The 16,005-nt window shown below is 59.4% G+C and carries 12 protein-coding genes; 8 read left to right on the forward strand and 4 right to left on the reverse strand.

The window, feature by feature from the left end:
- Window positions 1–9: 9 nt before the first annotated feature.
- From ald to AC13C0_RS13360, 3 genes are all read left to right on the forward strand, one after another.
- Window positions 10–1,128 carry an alanine dehydrogenase gene (gene ald, locus AC13C0_RS13350; RefSeq protein ID WP_117618667.1) on the forward strand — a complete coding sequence of 373 codons (1,119 nt, stop codon included), beginning with the start codon at window positions 10–12 and terminating at the stop codon, window positions 1,126–1,128.
- Window positions 1,129–1,150: 22 nt separating this feature from the next.
- The gene (locus tag AC13C0_RS13355) at window positions 1,151–1,723 is read left to right on the forward strand and encodes a glutathione S-transferase N-terminal domain-containing protein (protein ID WP_117618666.1); all 573 of its coding nucleotides are present in this window, start codon (window positions 1,151–1,153) and stop codon (window positions 1,721–1,723) included.
- A gap of 184 nt (window positions 1,724–1,907) precedes the next feature.
- Window positions 1,908–2,519, forward strand: a complete 612-nt coding sequence (locus AC13C0_RS13360) for a Yip1 family protein (protein WP_117618665.1) — start codon at window positions 1,908–1,910, stop codon at window positions 2,517–2,519.
- A 237-nt stretch (window positions 2,520–2,756) separates the two neighbouring features.
- On the opposite strand, the gene AC13C0_RS13365 is transcribed toward AC13C0_RS13360, so the two are convergent.
- Both AC13C0_RS13365 and AC13C0_RS13370 read right to left on the reverse strand, forming a co-directional pair.
- Window positions 2,757–3,482, reverse strand: a complete 726-nt coding sequence (locus AC13C0_RS13365) for a nucleotidyl transferase AbiEii/AbiGii toxin family protein (protein WP_227539261.1) — start codon at window positions 3,480–3,482, stop codon at window positions 2,757–2,759.
- A complete protein-coding gene (locus tag AC13C0_RS13370) occupies window positions 3,482–4,174 on the reverse strand; it encodes a helix-turn-helix domain-containing protein (RefSeq protein WP_117618664.1) in 693 nt (230 codons plus the stop codon). The genes AC13C0_RS13365 and AC13C0_RS13370 overlap by 1 nt, the downstream gene beginning before the upstream one ends.
- Before the next feature lie 292 nt (window positions 4,175–4,466).
- Here AC13C0_RS13370 and AC13C0_RS13375 point away from each other — a divergent pair, with 292 nt between their 5' ends.
- Window positions 4,467–6,212: an alkaline phosphatase D family protein gene (locus AC13C0_RS13375; protein ID WP_482954540.1), complete on the forward strand. Its 1,746-nt coding sequence runs from the start codon at window positions 4,467–4,469 to the stop codon at window positions 6,210–6,212.
- Window positions 6,213–6,321: 109 nt separating this feature from the next.
- A complete protein-coding gene (locus AC13C0_RS13380; RefSeq protein WP_117620363.1) occupies window positions 6,322–9,048 on the forward strand; it encodes a cation-translocating P-type ATPase in 2,727 nt (908 codons plus the stop codon).
- Here the strand turns inward: AC13C0_RS13380 and AC13C0_RS13385 are convergent.
- Window positions 9,029–11,446, reverse strand: coding sequence for a phosphoketolase family protein (locus AC13C0_RS13385; RefSeq protein WP_341580790.1), 2,418 nt, complete (start codon window positions 11,444–11,446; stop codon window positions 9,029–9,031). The two genes, AC13C0_RS13380 and AC13C0_RS13385, sit on opposite strands and share 20 nt — an antisense overlap.
- A gap of 315 nt (window positions 11,447–11,761) precedes the next feature.
- Here AC13C0_RS13385 and ilvD point away from each other — a divergent pair, with 315 nt between their 5' ends.
- The 3 genes from ilvD (at window position 11,762) to AC13C0_RS13400 (ending at window position 14,996) form a co-directional block, all read left to right on the forward strand.
- Window positions 11,762–13,450, forward strand: a complete 1,689-nt coding sequence (gene ilvD, locus AC13C0_RS13390) for a dihydroxy-acid dehydratase (RefSeq protein WP_303286027.1) — start codon at window positions 11,762–11,764, stop codon at window positions 13,448–13,450.
- Window positions 13,451–13,539: 89 nt separating this feature from the next.
- Window positions 13,540–14,490, forward strand: coding sequence for a D-alanyl-D-alanine endopeptidase (gene pbpG / locus AC13C0_RS13395; protein WP_303286025.1), 951 nt, complete (start codon window positions 13,540–13,542; stop codon window positions 14,488–14,490).
- A 26-nt stretch (window positions 14,491–14,516) separates the two neighbouring features.
- Window positions 14,517–14,996: an asparaginase domain-containing protein gene (locus tag AC13C0_RS13400; protein WP_117618660.1), complete on the forward strand. Its 480-nt coding sequence runs from the start codon at window positions 14,517–14,519 to the stop codon at window positions 14,994–14,996.
- 2 nt (window positions 14,997–14,998) lie between these two features.
- On the opposite strand, the gene AC13C0_RS13405 is transcribed toward AC13C0_RS13400, so the two are convergent.
- A complete protein-coding gene (locus AC13C0_RS13405; RefSeq protein ID WP_482954541.1) occupies window positions 14,999–15,691 on the reverse strand; it encodes a pseudouridine synthase in 693 nt (230 codons plus the stop codon).
- Window positions 15,692–16,005: the final 314 nt, after the last annotated feature.

The following is a 16,005-nucleotide window of genomic DNA, read 5'->3' on the forward strand; positions in this document are numbered from 1 at the left end:
AGGCAGTGCATGAAAATCGGTGTGCCAAAGGAAATCAAGAATCGTGAATACCGGGTAGGCATGACGCCGGCAGCAGTGCATGAGCTATGCGGCCATAACCATGAGGTCTTCGTGGAGACCGGGGCCGGCATTGCAATCGGATTTACCGATGACGATTACCGACAGGTGGGGGCCAGGATTCTGGATACCGGAAAGGAAGTCTTCGATACGGCGGAACTGATCGTCAAGGTCAAGGAACCCCAGGCCGAAGAACGGGCGATGCTACGACCGGATCACACGCTGTTTACCTATCTGCATCTGGCCCCGGACAAGCCTCAGACCGATGATCTGGTGAAATCCGGCGCCACCTGTATTGCCTATGAAACCGTGACCGACCACGCCGGCCGTTTACCCTTGCTGGCCCCCATGTCGGAAGTGGCGGGCCGGATGTCGATTCAGGCCGGGGCTCACTGTCTGGAAAAGGCCATGGGAGGCCGGGGTGTACTGTTGGGTGGCGTACCCGGGGTCAGCCCGGCACGGGTTGCGGTCGTAGGTGGTGGCGTTGTCGGCGAGAATGCAGTGGCCATGGCCGTCGGGCTCGGTGCCCAGGTCACGGTGCTGGATCGCAATATGGAGGTGTTGCGGCTTCTGGATCATCTCTATGGCAACCGGATAACCACCCTGTTTTCCACGGCCCGGACCCTGGACCTGGCGGTGACGGAATCGGATCTGGTTATTGGTAGTGTTCTTATCCCCGGTGCCTCGGCGCCCAAGCTGATTACCCGCGATATGATCCGGCGTATGCCGGAGGGCAGCGTGATCGTGGATGTGGCCATTGATCAGGGTGGCTGTGCCGAAACCTCCAGGGCAACAACCCACGATGACCCCACGTATATCGTTGATGGTGTGGTACATTACTGCGTGGCTAACATGCCCGGCGCCGTGGCGCGTACGTCGACACTGGCCCTGAATAACGTGACCCTGCCGTTCGTGGCGGCGCTGGCCAACAAGGGCCCGGACCGGGCAATGAAGGAAGATCCGCACCTGAGGGCCGGGCTCAACGTGGCTGCAGGCAAGGTGACCTACAGGGAAGTGGCTGAAGCTACCGGGCACCCATACACAAACCCCGAATCCCTGTTGGGATCCTGAGCGGGAAACACTCGGAGAAACCATGAAACTGATCGGCTCCACCACCTCGCCTTACGTCAGGCGCATCCGGATTCTGCTGGATGAAGAGCGCTATGAATTCCTGAATCTCGACATCTATGGTGAAGACCGGGACGAACTCAGACGCCACAACCCGACCCTGAAAATCCCGGTTCTCGAAGACGGTGGCCAGGAAATCTACGATTCCCGGATCATCGCCCGCTACATCAGTGCCAAGCAGGGCAGGGATCCGCTAACCTGGGATCAGCAGAACCAGCTGACCATGATCGACGGTGCCAATGACTCCGCGGTTACCATGCTTCTGTCTGAACGTTCCGGGATTGATACCAGTCAGGACCTGATGTTCTACAACCTTCAGCGCGAGCGGATCATGACCACGCTTCGCACTCTGGCGGCGATGGTGGAAGACGGTCAGTTCGAGACCTGGAACTACCCGGCGATCTGCCTCCACTGCATGGTGGACTGGCTGGATTTCCGTGATCTTGTGGATTTTACGGGCGTTGAAGGCCTCCTGGCGTTCCGCGACAGCCGCAAGGATTACCCCTGGGTTGCCGAGACCGACCCCCGCAATTCCTGATGTCCGGCGGCCGCTGTCTGCCGGTCGCCCTGACTGACCTGATCATCAGGCCGCTTTTTAGTCAATTCTCCTTTGCACTCTTTCATTCTTGACTATAGTTAAGAACAAGGGACGGTCGCTGGTCCGACCGTTTCCGGTTTTCGTATTTCAAAATACCAACAACAGCAAGGAAAGGGGGTTGTCCATGCTCCTGTCACATGCGTTCGGTCTCTTTACCCATCCTGGTGAAGAATGGGCTTCCATACGAAAAGAACATGAAACACCACGCCGGGTCTATGTTGCCTATGTCCTTATCCTGGCAGCCATTGCGCCCATCAGTGCCTATATATCGACAGCCTATTTCGGCTGGACGGTGGGCAATGAGCGTCTGATCAAGCTGACGGAAATCAGCGCATTGCAACTCAGCGTGCTGACCTATCTGGCCATGCTCGTCGGTGTCTTTGCGCTGGGGTACGCTATCAACTGGATGGCGAAAACCTATGGCGCCAAGGAAGAGTATGTGCCGTCCAACGGCATTGCCCTGGCAGCGTATTCCTGCACGCCACTGTTTCTGGCCGGTTTTGCCCTGCTTTATCCGGTACCCTGGTTCAACGCTATCGTGTTCCTGATTGCTGCGTGTTATGGCGCCTGGCTCATGTACGACGGCCTGCCGATTGTCATGGGCATCGAGAAGGAGCGGGCGGTCATGTACGCCGGCGCCTTGCTCACCGTGGCCCTGGTCATCCTGGTTTCCACCCGGGTTGGTTCCGTGATTCTCTGGAACTTTGGCGTAGGGCCGGTCTTCATCAGCGGATAGATCCGGTGTAATCCGGCCATAACAAGGCAAAAAGGGGAGCGCACTGCTCCCCTTTTTGCTGTGTCTGGCTTTCGCCAGCCTCAGGGGCTTGCGGCCCTTTATCATGCAACATATCTTCAAGCTCCGGCATTCAGGCGATGGCAAATATGTTGGATACGAATCGGATCATACTGTTTTGCAGCGCGAGGCCTAAATCCTCCTCATTGAGTGAGTGCGCCCTTCGGCGCTCTTGCGTTATCAGCTCGGCTTAAACATCGAGAGGGTGTCTTCCTCACCTCTGTTGTCCATCCAGTTTTCTATGATGCTGAGATCCTCAAACAGGCGTCCATTTAGGATCGGGTCATCTTCGTAGGCAGTGGCGTAACGTTCCATCAAATACGCGGGGTCGCAAAGGAAGTTCTCCAGCTGGTCAACGATGTTGGCCGGCAAATCGGCTTCCCAGTTACTGGCAATAAATGCAAGGTCGTGAAGGTCACGTGCGGCTGTGCGGTAGCGGCGTGATTCATCTTCCTGGGCAGCCAGGAGTTTTAGGCGCGCGATCTCGCTTACTGAGTAGACGCTAATGCCGTTGATGGATCGGATGCACTCGGGATTTAGGGCAGAACGAGAGGATATTTCGATTTTGATCGAAATGGGTGGAACATCCTTTCCTGCAGAAAAAATCGGACGACAACGGTGTGTTGTTTCGGTTTTCTTCAGGTCTTTGAAGTCAGTGAGAGTTACCCTGATGCCCTGTCCTGTTAGCTTTTTCAGAGCACTTTTACAGATGCTTTTGACATTCAGATGCCCCTCAAGGGGCATCGTAAGGTCGAAATCCAGGTCTTCACTGAACCGCTGCAGGTCGTATCCCAACAACAAAGCCGTACCGCCTTTAAGAACCAATGGTTTGTTCTCATCATGGATGACTTCACAAATTGCCTGCATGATTTTTTGGTGTATGCCCTGCTGTTTGGTCAGCTTCATCAGTAAACGCCTTCGAGCCAGTCACCTATATTCTCTTCACCCTCCCGGGATAGGAATGCCCTGCAGAGGCCAATCCAGTTGATCACTTGCTCTAGGTCAACAACATCGTCGATGTCAGATGCCTGGATGTTTGGGACCGCTTTGCGTTTAATCTCGCAGTGATGGATTAACAAGTCGAATACCGCACGTTCCGGGCTCGCGGCCCACATACACGGCACAGTCACTCCGTAAAGGGAGATTGCTTTCGTCGCGTTCCACAAACCGATAACGCCGATTAGCTCGCCGGTATGGGTTAGGTGTTTTCCGGCGACCCGCCAATTCTTCGGGTTGCTCAAACTGCTGGAGTACCAGAGAGCTGGCGGTCGACCATCTTCGGGGGGCAATGACAGTGCGGAGGCCCCCGACAAATAGTACCTCGGAAGATGAGGAGAGCTTTTGTTGGCGTCTGTGCAAAAGGCATCCAGAAGCCAGTCGAGATTGAGGCATTGAGCTACTGCCCGGTAACTGCCAAAGGCCACGCTCTCGTCGCCTTGCTCGATCTTGATAATCGTCCTTCGCGATAAACCTGTTGCAGACGCCAGCGCCTCGCCTGACATGCCACGCGCATTTCGGGCGCTGCGAAACGCGGCTCCGATAGCCTCAGCGGGTGAGCCAGGTCTCTGATCAGATTCTGTCGTCTCGAGAGCTAACATTGAGGTGTACTCTTTTTTAAGGGGCTATGCTTTTAAGGGGCTAAGGTGCATTATACGTCGCTGTGCAAGTTTCTGCACACTTTGTCTCCGGTTTTACCTATTCCAGTATATACCCGCCACCTCGTGGTACTTGGCGCACATCCCGGGCAGTTGTCGTGATTTGCCATCCCCCTGTCGTAATTTGGCAATGCGTTCTTAACGCAGCCCGACTAGGTTCTTCTGTTGGAGTAGTAACGGCGCGGACCGCAGGAAGCCGATGCTACAAAGGACGAACGCAGGGGATGACATAGCAATGAAACGACTAACGCGACGGGACTTTCTGAAGGCATCGGCCATGGGCATGGGGGCGGTGGTGGTATCCACCGGTCTGGCCGGCTGTGTGCTGGACAGCTCCGATGAACGGGCCATCAGTTTTACTCACGGTGTGGCAAGTGGTGATCCGCTCGCCGACGGCGTCGTGCTCTGGACCCGCGCGGTGCCAGGGACAGGCCAGGATCGCCCGGTTGGGGTGGCCTGGGAGGTGGCCACGGATGAGGCCTTTGAGCGCCTTGTCCGTTCAGGTGCCGCCGAAGCGGTAAAGGCCAATGACTTTACCATCAAGGTGGATGTCCGCGGACTGGCGCCCGGGCAGACCTACTACTATCGTTTTCAGGCCACTGGCAGCCGTTCCACGGTCGGCATGACCCGGACACTTCCGGAAGGCAGCGTTGAATCCGTCCGCCTTGCGGTGGTGTCCTGTGCCAACTACCCGGCCGGTTACTTCAACGTCTATCGTGAGATCGGCAGGCAGAGTGATCTCGATGCCGTGGTGCATCTGGGTGACTACATCTACGAATACAGCTCCGAGAGCAGCAGTTACGGCGCCGGTGATGCCGAAGCACTGGGCCGAACCTTTCCGGAGAACAACAACCTGGAGCTGATTGAGCTGGAGGATTACCGCCGGCGCTATGCCATCTACCGGGCTGACGAGGACCTTCAGTCCCTGCACGCCAGGGTGCCGTTCATCGCGGTCTGGGATGACCACGAAGTGGCCAACGACACCTGGAAGGAAGGCGCGGAGAATCACAATGACGGGGAAGGGGATTTTGCCGAGCGCAAACTCAGTGCCCTGAAGGCCTATTTTGAATGGATGCCGATCCGCCCGGTGATTGAGGGTAGTGACGAGGCCATTTTCCGTACCTTCCGGTTTGGTAACCTGGTGGATCTGCACATGCTGGATACCCGTATCATCGGCCGTGATCAGCAACTGGACTACATGGATTACTTTACCGGTGAAGGACTGGATGCAGCCCGGTTTACTGCCGATGTCGGCAGCCCGAACCGAACCCTGCTTGGCGCCGAGCAGCTGCTCTGGCTGCAGGCTTCCCTGAGTTATTCCAGTGCCACCTGGCAGGTCCTGGGCCAGCAGGTGCTGATGGGTCGGATGAATCTGCCCGCCGAATTGCTGGTGGCGATTGCCACCGAACAGTTGGAAGGCCTGCCGGAAAATCTGGCGGCGCTGGCTCAGCTCAAGGTCCGCGCGTTGCAGGGTGACCAGAGCCTGACTGATGGTGAGCTGGCCAGAATCAATACGGTTGCGCCCTACAACCTCGATGCCTGGGATGGTTACCAGTACGAGCGGGAAGTGGTGCTGGGTACCGCCAAGGCCCTCGACAAGAACCTTGTTGTGCTGGCCGGTGATACCCACAACGCCTGGGCTAATAACCTGAAGGACAGGAACGGTGATCAGGTTGGCGTCGAATTCGCCACTTCCTCCGTCACCTCGCCAGGGCTTGAGGAGTATCTGGGCATACCCAACGCCATGATTCCGGGCGCGGAACAGGCCATTGGTCTGCTGGTGGATGATCTGGATTACCTGAACGTGAATCAGCGGGGTTATATGGTGGTGACCTTTACCCCGGAAGAGGCGCGGGCGGACTGGTATTTCGTGGATACCATCAAGTCTCGGGATTATCAGGTTGATGCCCCGCGAACCTCATCCCGCAGGGTGTTGCCGGGGCAGGGCAATCGCACCGTCGAGAACGTAGCCGCGGGGTAAGGAATCGGTCCTTGCTGTTAGCTGTCCTGTCCTTGATGCAGCGCAAGCCGCCCCGGGTTGTTCCCGGGGTTTAATGGCGGTATTGCAGGGGCAGGCAGGTGTAAACGGTATGGCAGAATCCGTGGAACGGAAAAATGGCGCGAAGCTTGAGCAGGAGGCTGAATGGCACGTGCTCGAACCCGGGGGCGCCAGAAACCGGCTACAGTCGGCCGGTCCGCTTTCTGCAGAGGAAGCCGGGAGCCGACTGGCCCGGTACGGGCCCAATGCGCTGCCCGAAGCCCGCGCCAAGGGGCCCTGGGCCAGGCTGGGCCGGCAACTCAGGAATTTCCTGATCTACGTGTTGGCATCGGCTGCAGTGATTACCGCCAGCCTCGGCCACTGGGTGGACGCCGGAGTCATTATGGCGGTTGTCGTTATCCAGACCCTGGTGGGCTTTGTTCAGGAAGGCAGGGCCGAACAGGCTTTGTCGGCCATCCGCCACATGCTCGCGCCCAAGGCCCGGGTGGTGCGGGCCGATGGCCAGCATCAGATTGACGCCGCCGGGCTCGTTCCGGGCGATACCGTACTGCTGGAGCCGGGCGACCGGGTGCCCGCCGATCTCCGTCTGGAAAAATCCCACAACCTGAAAATCGATGAAGCCATCCTCACCGGTGAATCCGAGGCTGTCGATAAATCGACGGAGGCGGTTCCTTCGGATGCGGCACTTGGGGACCAGGCCGGAATGGCCTTCTCCGGCACCATGGTAGCGACCGGCACCGGTCGCGGCATCGTGGTTCGTACCGGCGCCAATACTGAAATTGGCCGGATCTCCGGCCTGCTTGCCCAGACCACCACCCTGAAAACCCCACTGCTGGAACAGATGGACAAGTTCGCCCGGGTACTATCCATTATTGTCATTCTTACCGGCATTGCGATTTTCTTTGGCGGGCTGGTGTTCAGCGGCCTGCCATTCCGGGAGCTGTTCATGGCCGTGGTGGGGCTGACGGTTGCCGCAATTCCTGAGGGTTTGCCGGCCATTCTCACCATCACCCTGGCCATCGGCGTGCGCCAGATGGCCCGCCGTAAGGCGGTCGTTCGCCGCATGCCGGTGATCGAGACCCTGGGCGCGGTCTCGGTGATCTGTTCCGACAAAACCGGAACCCTGACCCGTAACGAAATGATGGTAACCCGGGCGGTGTTGTCTGGTGTTCGGCTGGAGGTGACCGGGGAAGGGTATGACCTTGGTGGTGCGGTAAATAGCGAACAGGGACAGCTGGCGAAGTCACCCCTGCTGGATGAACTGGCCCGGGCAGCGGCGCTGTGTAACGATGCCCATGTACACCACGATTCCGGCCGGGTCCGTATCAACGGCGATCCCATGGAAGCCGCGCTCTCGGTGTTTGCCCGTAAAGCTGGGTTTGATGTCGAGAGCGGCGCCACCGACTGGCCCCGGAAAGACGAAATCCCCTTCGATACCCAGAATCGCTTCATGGCCACGCTGAACCACGATCATCATGGCCACAGTGTTATCTACCTCAAAGGCGCGCCGGAGCGCATTCTCGACATGTGTGCCAGCGAGGTTACGGAGTCCGGTGAGACCACGGCCCTGAACCCGGCGCTCTGGGAGCAGGTTATTGACGAGATGGCATCCGGGGGGCTCAGGGTGTTGGCCCTCGCCCGTAAACCGGCAGAGCGGGGTATCAGCGAACTGACGATTGAGGATCTGGGCCAGGGGGCAGAACTGCTGGGGCTGGTCGGGCTGCTGGATCCGCCCCGGCAGGAGGCGATCCGGGCCATAGCCGACTGCCACGACGCCGGAATCCGGGTCAAGATGATCACCGGAGACCATGGGGTAACGGCCGGCGCCATTGCCAGGAAGCTGGGCCTGAAAAATACCGATCGTGTGCTGACCGGTAGAGAACTGGACCAGCTCGACGACAACCAGTTACGTGAGCTTGTAGGTGAGGTGGATGTCTTTGCCCGCACCAGCCCCGAGCACAAGCTGAGATTGGTGACAGCGCTTCAGGCTCTGCACGGTGTGGTGGCCATGACCGGTGATGGCGTAAACGATGCGCCGGCCCTGAAACGGGCAGACGTGGGAATTGCCATGGGGGTGAAGGGGTCTGAGGCTGCCAGGGAGGCGTCTTCCGTGGTGTTGCTGGATGACAACTTTGCCAGCATTGCCGCAGCCGTGCGCGAGGGCAGGACCGTTTACACCAACCTGAAAAAAGGCATTGCCTTCATGCTGCCGATCAATGGCGGTGAATCTATCAGCCTGATCACTGCCCTGCTTCTGGGGCTGACCCTGCCGATCTCCGCATTGCAGATTCTCTGGGTCAACATGGTCAGCTCGGTGGTCCTCGCCATGACCCTGGCGTTCGAGCCGGCGGAGCCAGATGTCATGAAACATCCGCCCCGGGCCCGGGATGAATCGCTGCTTCGGGGGTTCGTGGTCTGGCGGGTGGTCTTTGTATCGTTGCTATTCCTGGCAGGCATCTTCGCGGCCTGGTACTGGGCCATGCATCATTATGGCAGCGAAACCACGGCACGTACCCTGGCGGTCAATACGTTGGTGGCGATGGAAATGTTTTACCTGTTTGCGGTCCGGTATCTCGACAGCGCGTCGATTACCCTGCGCGGTGTACTGGGAACACCGGTCGTGTTGCTGGCGGTTGCAGCCGTTGTCCTGTTACAGCTGTTGTTTACTTACCTGCCCTGGTTCAACAGTACCTTTGGCAGCGAAGCGCTGAGCCCCGACATGCTTGGGTTTGCTGTTGGCTCCGGAGTAGCGCTTCTGGTGATTCTGGAAATCGAGACCGCGTTGAGAAAACGTCTGCTCAGGGCAGGCCCCGGGTAATCATGGTCGGGTCACCCCGGCCTTCCACCGCAGCCAGTTCGGCACTGGACAGCCACTCGCCGGGCGGCTTATCCATAACGCTGGCGCAGGCGGCCAGGGTATGGGCCCAGGAGCAGCCATTGGCGAACAGCATGCCTGCCTCATTCAGGGTGCCGCCCCGGTTGATGTAGCCGAGAACCCGTGCCCGTGAAGGCTCCGGGAACAGCGGATACAGATGCCCGCGGAACACTTCCGGGCGCATGTGGGTGAGGGCAACCCGGCGGTGAATGCGATGGGGGAACAGCCGCTCGCGTTCAAATTCAGACAGGCAGCTTTCGGCCTCCATGGTATCCCGTGGCTGCCGGAAGCGGCCGGGCTCCTGGATATAGACCAGCCGGAACGGCGTGCCGGTTTCCCGAAGGCGTTCGCAGGCCCGTATAGCTTCAGACAACTGGTAGGCGCCGTTGGCCATCAAGAGCAACGGCTCGCCGGCAGACGTGTCTTCGTCCACCACCAGGGCACCGTGTCGTGCCAGCAGTTCGGCTTCCCGGGTGTCAAAGACGCAGGGCCGTTCGCGCTTCGGGATCACCATGCAGCTTATCTTGCCGCGTTCGCTGAACACCGATGGCAGCGAGGCGAGTGTGCTGTTGTAATCGGCCGGAAAGAGAACGCGGGATACATCGTTCATTTCGCCGAGCAGGCTCTCGCAGAAGGTGGTGTCCTGATGGGATTGCTCGTTCTTACCGTTTTCCCAGGTATGGGAAGTGGCAATGACCGGCAGGCCAAGCCAGCATGCCGGCCGGCCCACCTCTTTCTGGTGCCGGGCAAAGATCAGCTCCTGGCGGATGGCGCCGAGCATTTTTACGCAGAAGGCCTCGTAGCTGGCTACCAGGTTAAGCCCGGCCTTGTTGGCCAGACAGGCGGAGACCACGGCTTCCTCGTTAAGGGCGGTGATAATTTTACCGTGGACCGATTCCTGGTCGCTCTCAGGATCGTTCACCCGGTGTTTCAGACTGTCCAGAACCCCACCGAGTCGGTTGCTGGCCAATTCATCCGGGTTGCCCACTCGGGGCCTCAGGCCGGGATTCTCTGCCACGAGTGCCTGGAAAAAGTCATCCACTGCCTTCATGGGCGAGGTTCGGTCCGGATTGGCTGGCAGTTTTGGAATCACCGGATCCGGCGGATTCCGGGTTGCCAACGGGTGATCCCGCTCAAGTGGACGGGCCTGCTTCGCATGCTGATTCAGCGCGGCAATGCAGTTATGGAGCACATCCGGCGCCACCCATAAACGGGCGGAATGTTCGTTGAACAGTTCCCGGGCACGGGCATCCATGCGTGGGTTGCCCGGAAGAGGGAGGTTGTGGGCAGCATTATTGCCGGCCCCGAAAAAACCGTAGCCCTTGACCGTCTCCGCAATACCATAGGGCACCCGCACCGGGTAACGGCTTTCGCCTCTCTGGGCCGCCTCGCCATTGGCGGCAAGTGCCTGCTCCATCTCATACAGGGTACAAACGAAGGCAGACGGATCCCGGCCATCAAAACGGAAGGGTACAAAACCGCGATGCTCCAGATGGGCTTCAAAACGCTCCAGGCCCTCGCGGGTGCCCAGTTCGGTGCGCTGCTCAATGCGACGGCCATTGGCAATCATCACCGGCATCACGGCGCCGCAGTCTTCCGCACGCCACCAGCGGGGAATCCAGTCGCTGCCCCGTTGCTCCTCGGCGGCGCCGTCTGACAGGAAGGCCACTAACGATTCCCCGGGCAATGGCATATGGGCATACTGAAGCTCGGCGAACCCCAGATAGCCGCCTTCCAGTATGCCGCCCGCTGTATGCGGATTGACATGGCTTCCTAGCGGCGCCGCCATGGTTCCGTCCGGCTTCTGGCGGTAACTGTAGAAATCGGACACCAGCGCCGAGAGCCCGTCCGGCCCGCGATAACGCCCGGCTTGTTCTGGATGAAGATTGCCTGTGAGGACATTCAGGGCATCCACCGCCGCCACGCAATGGCCCTGGCCCATCAGCCAGCTCCGGGTCCGACCGGTCAAATTGTTCAGCGCCAGATAACCGGCATAAGCCGGCACCATGTTCAGCGCGCCGCCTGTGTGGCCTTCGGGATTGGTCTTGAAATCCTGGGGTGCCAGCGGCTGTCCCGAGACATCGACCCGGCGGGCATAGGTCATATGAACCACCAGCCAGAGCCCGGCGCTGGTGAGCCGGTCCAGATCCGCAAGCCGGCGATACACTGTTGCCGCATCCGGCTGGTGCCCGGCAGCGACCAGATGCTCCGCCAGAACCCTGACCTGGTGTCTGGTTGCTTCGCTGTGCTGGACAACACCATAGCCGTCGCACCAGCGCCGGTAATCGGGGCAGTCCGAAGCGGTGTTGTCCACCGGTGCTGATTGAGTTGGCGATGGCACGAAAGGCCTCCATGGCGTCAGTATGTCAGGGGATTTTAAGACCACCGCCGGGTAAAGCCATTGATGCAGGTCAGTCGGAAATACATCTTTCCTGTAAAGCTTTTTGCCTCCGGGGGAGCGCAGGTCGGTGGGAAGCCCTGTCCAAAATACGCTGTGAATACGTTCCTGTACGCTCGGCTCCGCCATCCATGGCTCCCACGATTCTGGACAGGGCTTCCCACCGGCCTGCACCAGGCCTGGGAATAGACTTCCCGTTGCCGAATGTCATGGTTTCTGAGAGTCTGGTCAGATAAGGCATCTGAAAAGGAGACTCCCATGACGCAAAACAAGAATCAGGACAAGCGCCGGAAATATTCGGCACCCGTGGTCGATGGCATTGGCAAATCGGCCAGTCGCGCCATGCTTCGGGCGGTCGGGTTTACCGATGAGGATTTCAGGAAGCCCCAGATCGGTATTGCGTCTACGTGGAGTAATCTCACGCCCTGCAACATGCACATCAATCAGCTGGCCGAAGCGTCGGCGGCCGGTGCCGATGAAGCTGGCGGCAAGTCGCTGATCTTTAACACCATCACCGTATCCGATGGCATCGCCAATGGCACCGAGGGCATGAAGTACTCCCTGGTGTCCCGGGAGGTGATTGCCGATTCCATTGAAACCGTGGCCGGCTGTGAAGGGTTTGATGGTCTGGTGGCCATTGGTGGCTGTGACAAGAACATGCCGGGCTGCATGATGGGACTGGCTCGCCTGAACCGGCCGTCGGTGTTTGTGTATGGCGGCACCATCATGCCCGGGGAGAACCACACCGATATTATCTCGGTGTTCGAGGCTGTTGGAGCCTACGCCCGAGGCGATCTGGACCTGATTGAGGTCAAGCAGATCGAGGAAACCGCGATTCCCGGGCCCGGCTCCTGTGGCGGCATGTACACCGCCAACACCATGGCGTCGGCCATTGAAGCCATGGGTATGAGTCTGCCGGGCAGTTCCGCCCAGAATGCCGTGTCGGACACCAAGGCGGCGGATTGCCGGGGTGCCGGGGCGGCGGTGCTGAACCTGCTGGAGAAAGACATCAAACCCGGCGACATCATGACCCGGGAAGCCTTCGAGAATGCCATCACCGTGGTGATTGCCCTGGGCGGTTCCACCAATGCGGTGCTGCATCTTCTGGCCATGGCCAGCACGGTGGGTGTGGATCTGGGACTGGAGGATTTCGTAGAGATCGGCAAGCGGGTGCCGGTGCTGGCGGACCTCCGGCCAAGCGGGCATTACATGATGTCAGAGCTGGTGGCCATTGGCGGTATCCAGCCGCTGATGAAGATGCTGCTGGACCGGGGCCTGCTGCACGGAGATTGCCTGACCGTGACCGGCCAGACCCTGGCGGAGAATCTGGCGGATGTGGCACCCTATCCGGAGGGGCAGGCCATCATCCATGCCTTCGACAACCCGATCAAGGCCGACAGCCATCTGCGCATCCTGTTCGGGAACCTGGCGCCGACCGGCGCGGTGGCCAAGATCACTGGCAAGGAAGGCACCCGTTTCACCGGCCGGGCCCGGGTATTCCATTCCGAAGAAGAGGCCCAGGAGCGGATTCTGGATGGCACGGTAGTTGCCGGCGATGTACTGGTCATCCGTTACGAAGGGCCAAGAGGAGGGCCGGGTATGCGGGAAATGCTCAGTCCCACGTCTGCCATCATGGGCAAGGGTTTGGGCAGCGACGTAGCCCTGATTACCGATGGCCGGTTTTCCGGTGGCAGCCATGGATTTGTGGTTGGCCATATTACGCCAGAAGCGGCCGAGGGCGGTCCGATTGCGCTGGTTGAGGATGGCGACACCATCACCATTGATGCGGTCAGTAACCGGATTGAACTGGGTGTCTCGGATGGAGAACTGGAGCGGCGCCGGCAGGCCTGGCAGGCACCGGTCCCGCGATTCACCCGGGGCGTGCTGGCGAAATATGCCCGCACCGTAAGTTCGGCGTCCAGGGGCGCCATTACCGATCTGCCATGAACTGATGACACCTGACTATCGCTGCTATAATCCGGCGCTGGTGAGGACGTAACTGGCTGGACAGAAGACGACAGAAGGGGCTTTGATGCATGGGTAACCGGAGTATGGCGATTGGTTGGGCGTTTTTTCTGATGTTGGCGCCCTGGCTCTCGCAGGCCCATCAACAGAATTCATCCGCCAACGCTCTGTCATCAGCGAAGGAAGCGGGTCCCAACTTGGCATCGGTGAATGCCGCGGTTGCGGTGGCCGGCGCCGACGAACTGATTTTCGGCAAAAACGCGGATCGATCCGTGCCCATTGCCTCGATCACCAAGGTCATGACGGCGCTGGTTGTGCTGGAATCCGGAGAGCCGCTGGATGAATGGCTGACTTTTCACCAGCGCCACACCCCGGCCGCCGCCAACGCCTACAGCCGGATCCGTATTGACTCGCAGATGCGCCGTGCGGACGTGCTGAGAATCGCGCTGATGTCTTCAGAGAATTTTGCGGCCTACACCCTGGCCCGCAGCCACCCGGGCGGTTTTGATGCGTTCATCGAGTCGATGAACGCCAAGGCCCGGGAGCTGGGCATGACTGGAACCCACTTCGTAGACCCAACGGGGCTGTCATCTGACAATGTCTCCACCGCGTCCGATCTGGTTAAACTGGTGAACGCAGCCACCGCCCATCCCGAGATCGGTAAATATTCCACGACCGACTATTTCCGGGGGCAATTCCGTAATCCCCGGTACAGCCTGTCTTTCGGTAACACCAATGCCCTGGTTCACAGGGACAGCTGGGGCGTGGCTCTGAGCAAGACCGGCTATCTCTCTGAGGCCGGGCGTTGCCTGGTGATGATTTCGCAGATGAACGGCAAGGAAGTGGTTACTGTCTTGCTGGACTCCCTTGGTACCCGCTCTCCCATGGGTGATGCCGGGCGGATCAGGCGCTGGCTGGACACCGGGGCCCGGGGTTCGGTGGCGGCAGCGGCCCGGCGCTACGAACAGCAGAAGAACGCGGCCTATGCGACTGCCGGTAACAGCACGGTCAGCGTGAACTGATCCTGGACCCTGAAAGGAATCCCGTCATGATCCAGATCTTCACCACCGGCGGTACCATCGACAAGGTGTACTTTGACGCCAACAGCGAGTTCGAGGTGGGCCACAGCCTGCTGCCGGAGCTGTTGTCCGAGTCCAACATTCATGAGGGTTACCGTCTGCGGGAGCTGATGCGCAAGGACAGCCTGGAAATGAACGATGCGGATCGGCAGCGGGTGCTGGAAGCGGCGACGGAATGCGACTGTGACCGCATCATCATAACCCACGGCACCGACACCATGGCCGTTACTGCGGCGGTGTTGTCCGGCCTGGAGGACAAGGCCATTGTGCTGACCGGTGCCATGCAGCCGGCCCGCATGCGCCGGACCGACGCAGTTTTCAATGTCGGTTTTGCCTGGGCGGCGGTGCAATTGTTGCCGCCCGGTGTCTATATCGCCATGAACGGTGAAGTATTCGAAGCCGGTGCGGTGCGGAAAAACCTGAAAGCCCAACGCTTTGAGCGTACCTGAGCTCAGCCCAGGCTGTTTTTCTCCGTGGTGGTCAGCTCCCGATAGCCGCCGGGTTCGAGGGCCGGGTCCAGCACAACCTGGCCGATCTGCAGCCGGTGCAGGGCCTTAACGTGGTTGCCGACCGCCGCCAGCATGCGCTTGACCTGATGGTAGCGCCCCTCTGAAATCGTCAGCTCGATGATTCTCTCTTCCAGAATGGCCACTTGCGCAGGCCTGGTGGGTTTGGGCTCATTGTGAAGGTACACTCCTTGCTCCAGTTTCTGAACCGCCATGGTGGATAGCGGTTCGCTCAGGGTTACCCGGTACGTCTTGGGGCAATCCGTGCGTGGCGAGGTGACCCGGTGAGACCACTGGCCGTCGGTGGTCAGCAACAGTAAGCCGGTGGTGTCTGCATCCAGGCGGCCCGCAATGTGGAGGTTGCGGGTCATGCTCGCGGGTAGCAGGTCCAGTGCGGTCGGGTGGTCGCTGTCGGTGGTGGCGCTCACCACCCCGGCCGGTTTGTTCATCATCAGGTAGCGCTCGCCCGGCAAGGTCAGCGGCGTTCCCGACAGTGCTACCCGTTCATGACCGGCCAGCTGTGTATTGGCACTAGTGCAGGTTTGTTCATTCACCGTCACCTGGCCCCGGCTGATGGCCCGTTTGGCCTCCTTGCGGGAAAGTTCTGTGCTGTTGGCAATAAACTGGTCCAGGCGCATGGTGTTCAGCAGTGTTGTCCCGGTGCCGGTGTGCTAAGGCTGGCCAGGGTAATGGAATCCATATCGGTTCAGTCTCGCCTTAAACAGTAACCTGCAATAGCAGGTTGTTGCTCTGGTGCTAGTGCCCCGTCTGGCTAATTCGCAGTAGGTTAGCGAATTAGCCAGACGGGGCACTAGTGTACCTTAACAAAAGTTCATCGAGTAATTGGCATTAAAGGCTATAATTGCAGAAAATGTTGATGGAGCTACTGCAATGGGCCGACCCGTTATACCTTTGAAGATGACAGAGGAAGAGCGCAACGAGCTCAATGCAT

It is taken from the genome of Marinobacter sp. B-21 (assembly GCF_056857895.1).

Bases quoted from the DNA above. Each gene is read 5' to 3' on its own strand.
- ald (WP_117618667.1), top strand. From the start codon at position 10: ATGAAAATCGGTGTGCCAAAGGAAATCAAGAATCGTGAATACCGGGTA.
- AC13C0_RS13355 (WP_117618666.1), top strand. From the start codon at position 1,151: ATGAAACTGATCGGCTCCACCACCTCGCCTTACGTCAGGCGCATCCGG.
- AC13C0_RS13360 (WP_117618665.1), top strand. From the start codon at position 1,908: ATGCTCCTGTCACATGCGTTCGGTCTCTTTACCCATCCTGGTGAAGAA.
- AC13C0_RS13365 (WP_227539261.1), bottom strand. From the start codon at position 3,482: ATGAAGCTGACCAAACAGCAGGGCATACACCAAAAAATCATGCAGGCA.
- AC13C0_RS13370 (WP_117618664.1), bottom strand. From the start codon at position 4,174: ATGTTAGCTCTCGAGACGACAGAATCTGATCAGAGACCTGGCTCACCC.
- AC13C0_RS13375 (WP_482954540.1), top strand. From the start codon at position 4,467: ATGAAACGACTAACGCGACGGGACTTTCTGAAGGCATCGGCCATGGGC.
- AC13C0_RS13380 (WP_117620363.1), top strand. From the start codon at position 6,322: ATGGCAGAATCCGTGGAACGGAAAAATGGCGCGAAGCTTGAGCAGGAG.
- ilvD (WP_303286027.1), top strand. From the start codon at position 11,762: ATGACGCAAAACAAGAATCAGGACAAGCGCCGGAAATATTCGGCACCC.
- pbpG (WP_303286025.1), top strand. From the start codon at position 13,540: ATGGGTAACCGGAGTATGGCGATTGGTTGGGCGTTTTTTCTGATGTTG.
- AC13C0_RS13400 (WP_117618660.1), top strand. From the start codon at position 14,517: ATGATCCAGATCTTCACCACCGGCGGTACCATCGACAAGGTGTACTTT.
- AC13C0_RS13405 (WP_482954541.1), bottom strand. From the start codon at position 15,691: ATGCGCCTGGACCAGTTTATTGCCAACAGCACAGAACTTTCCCGCAAG.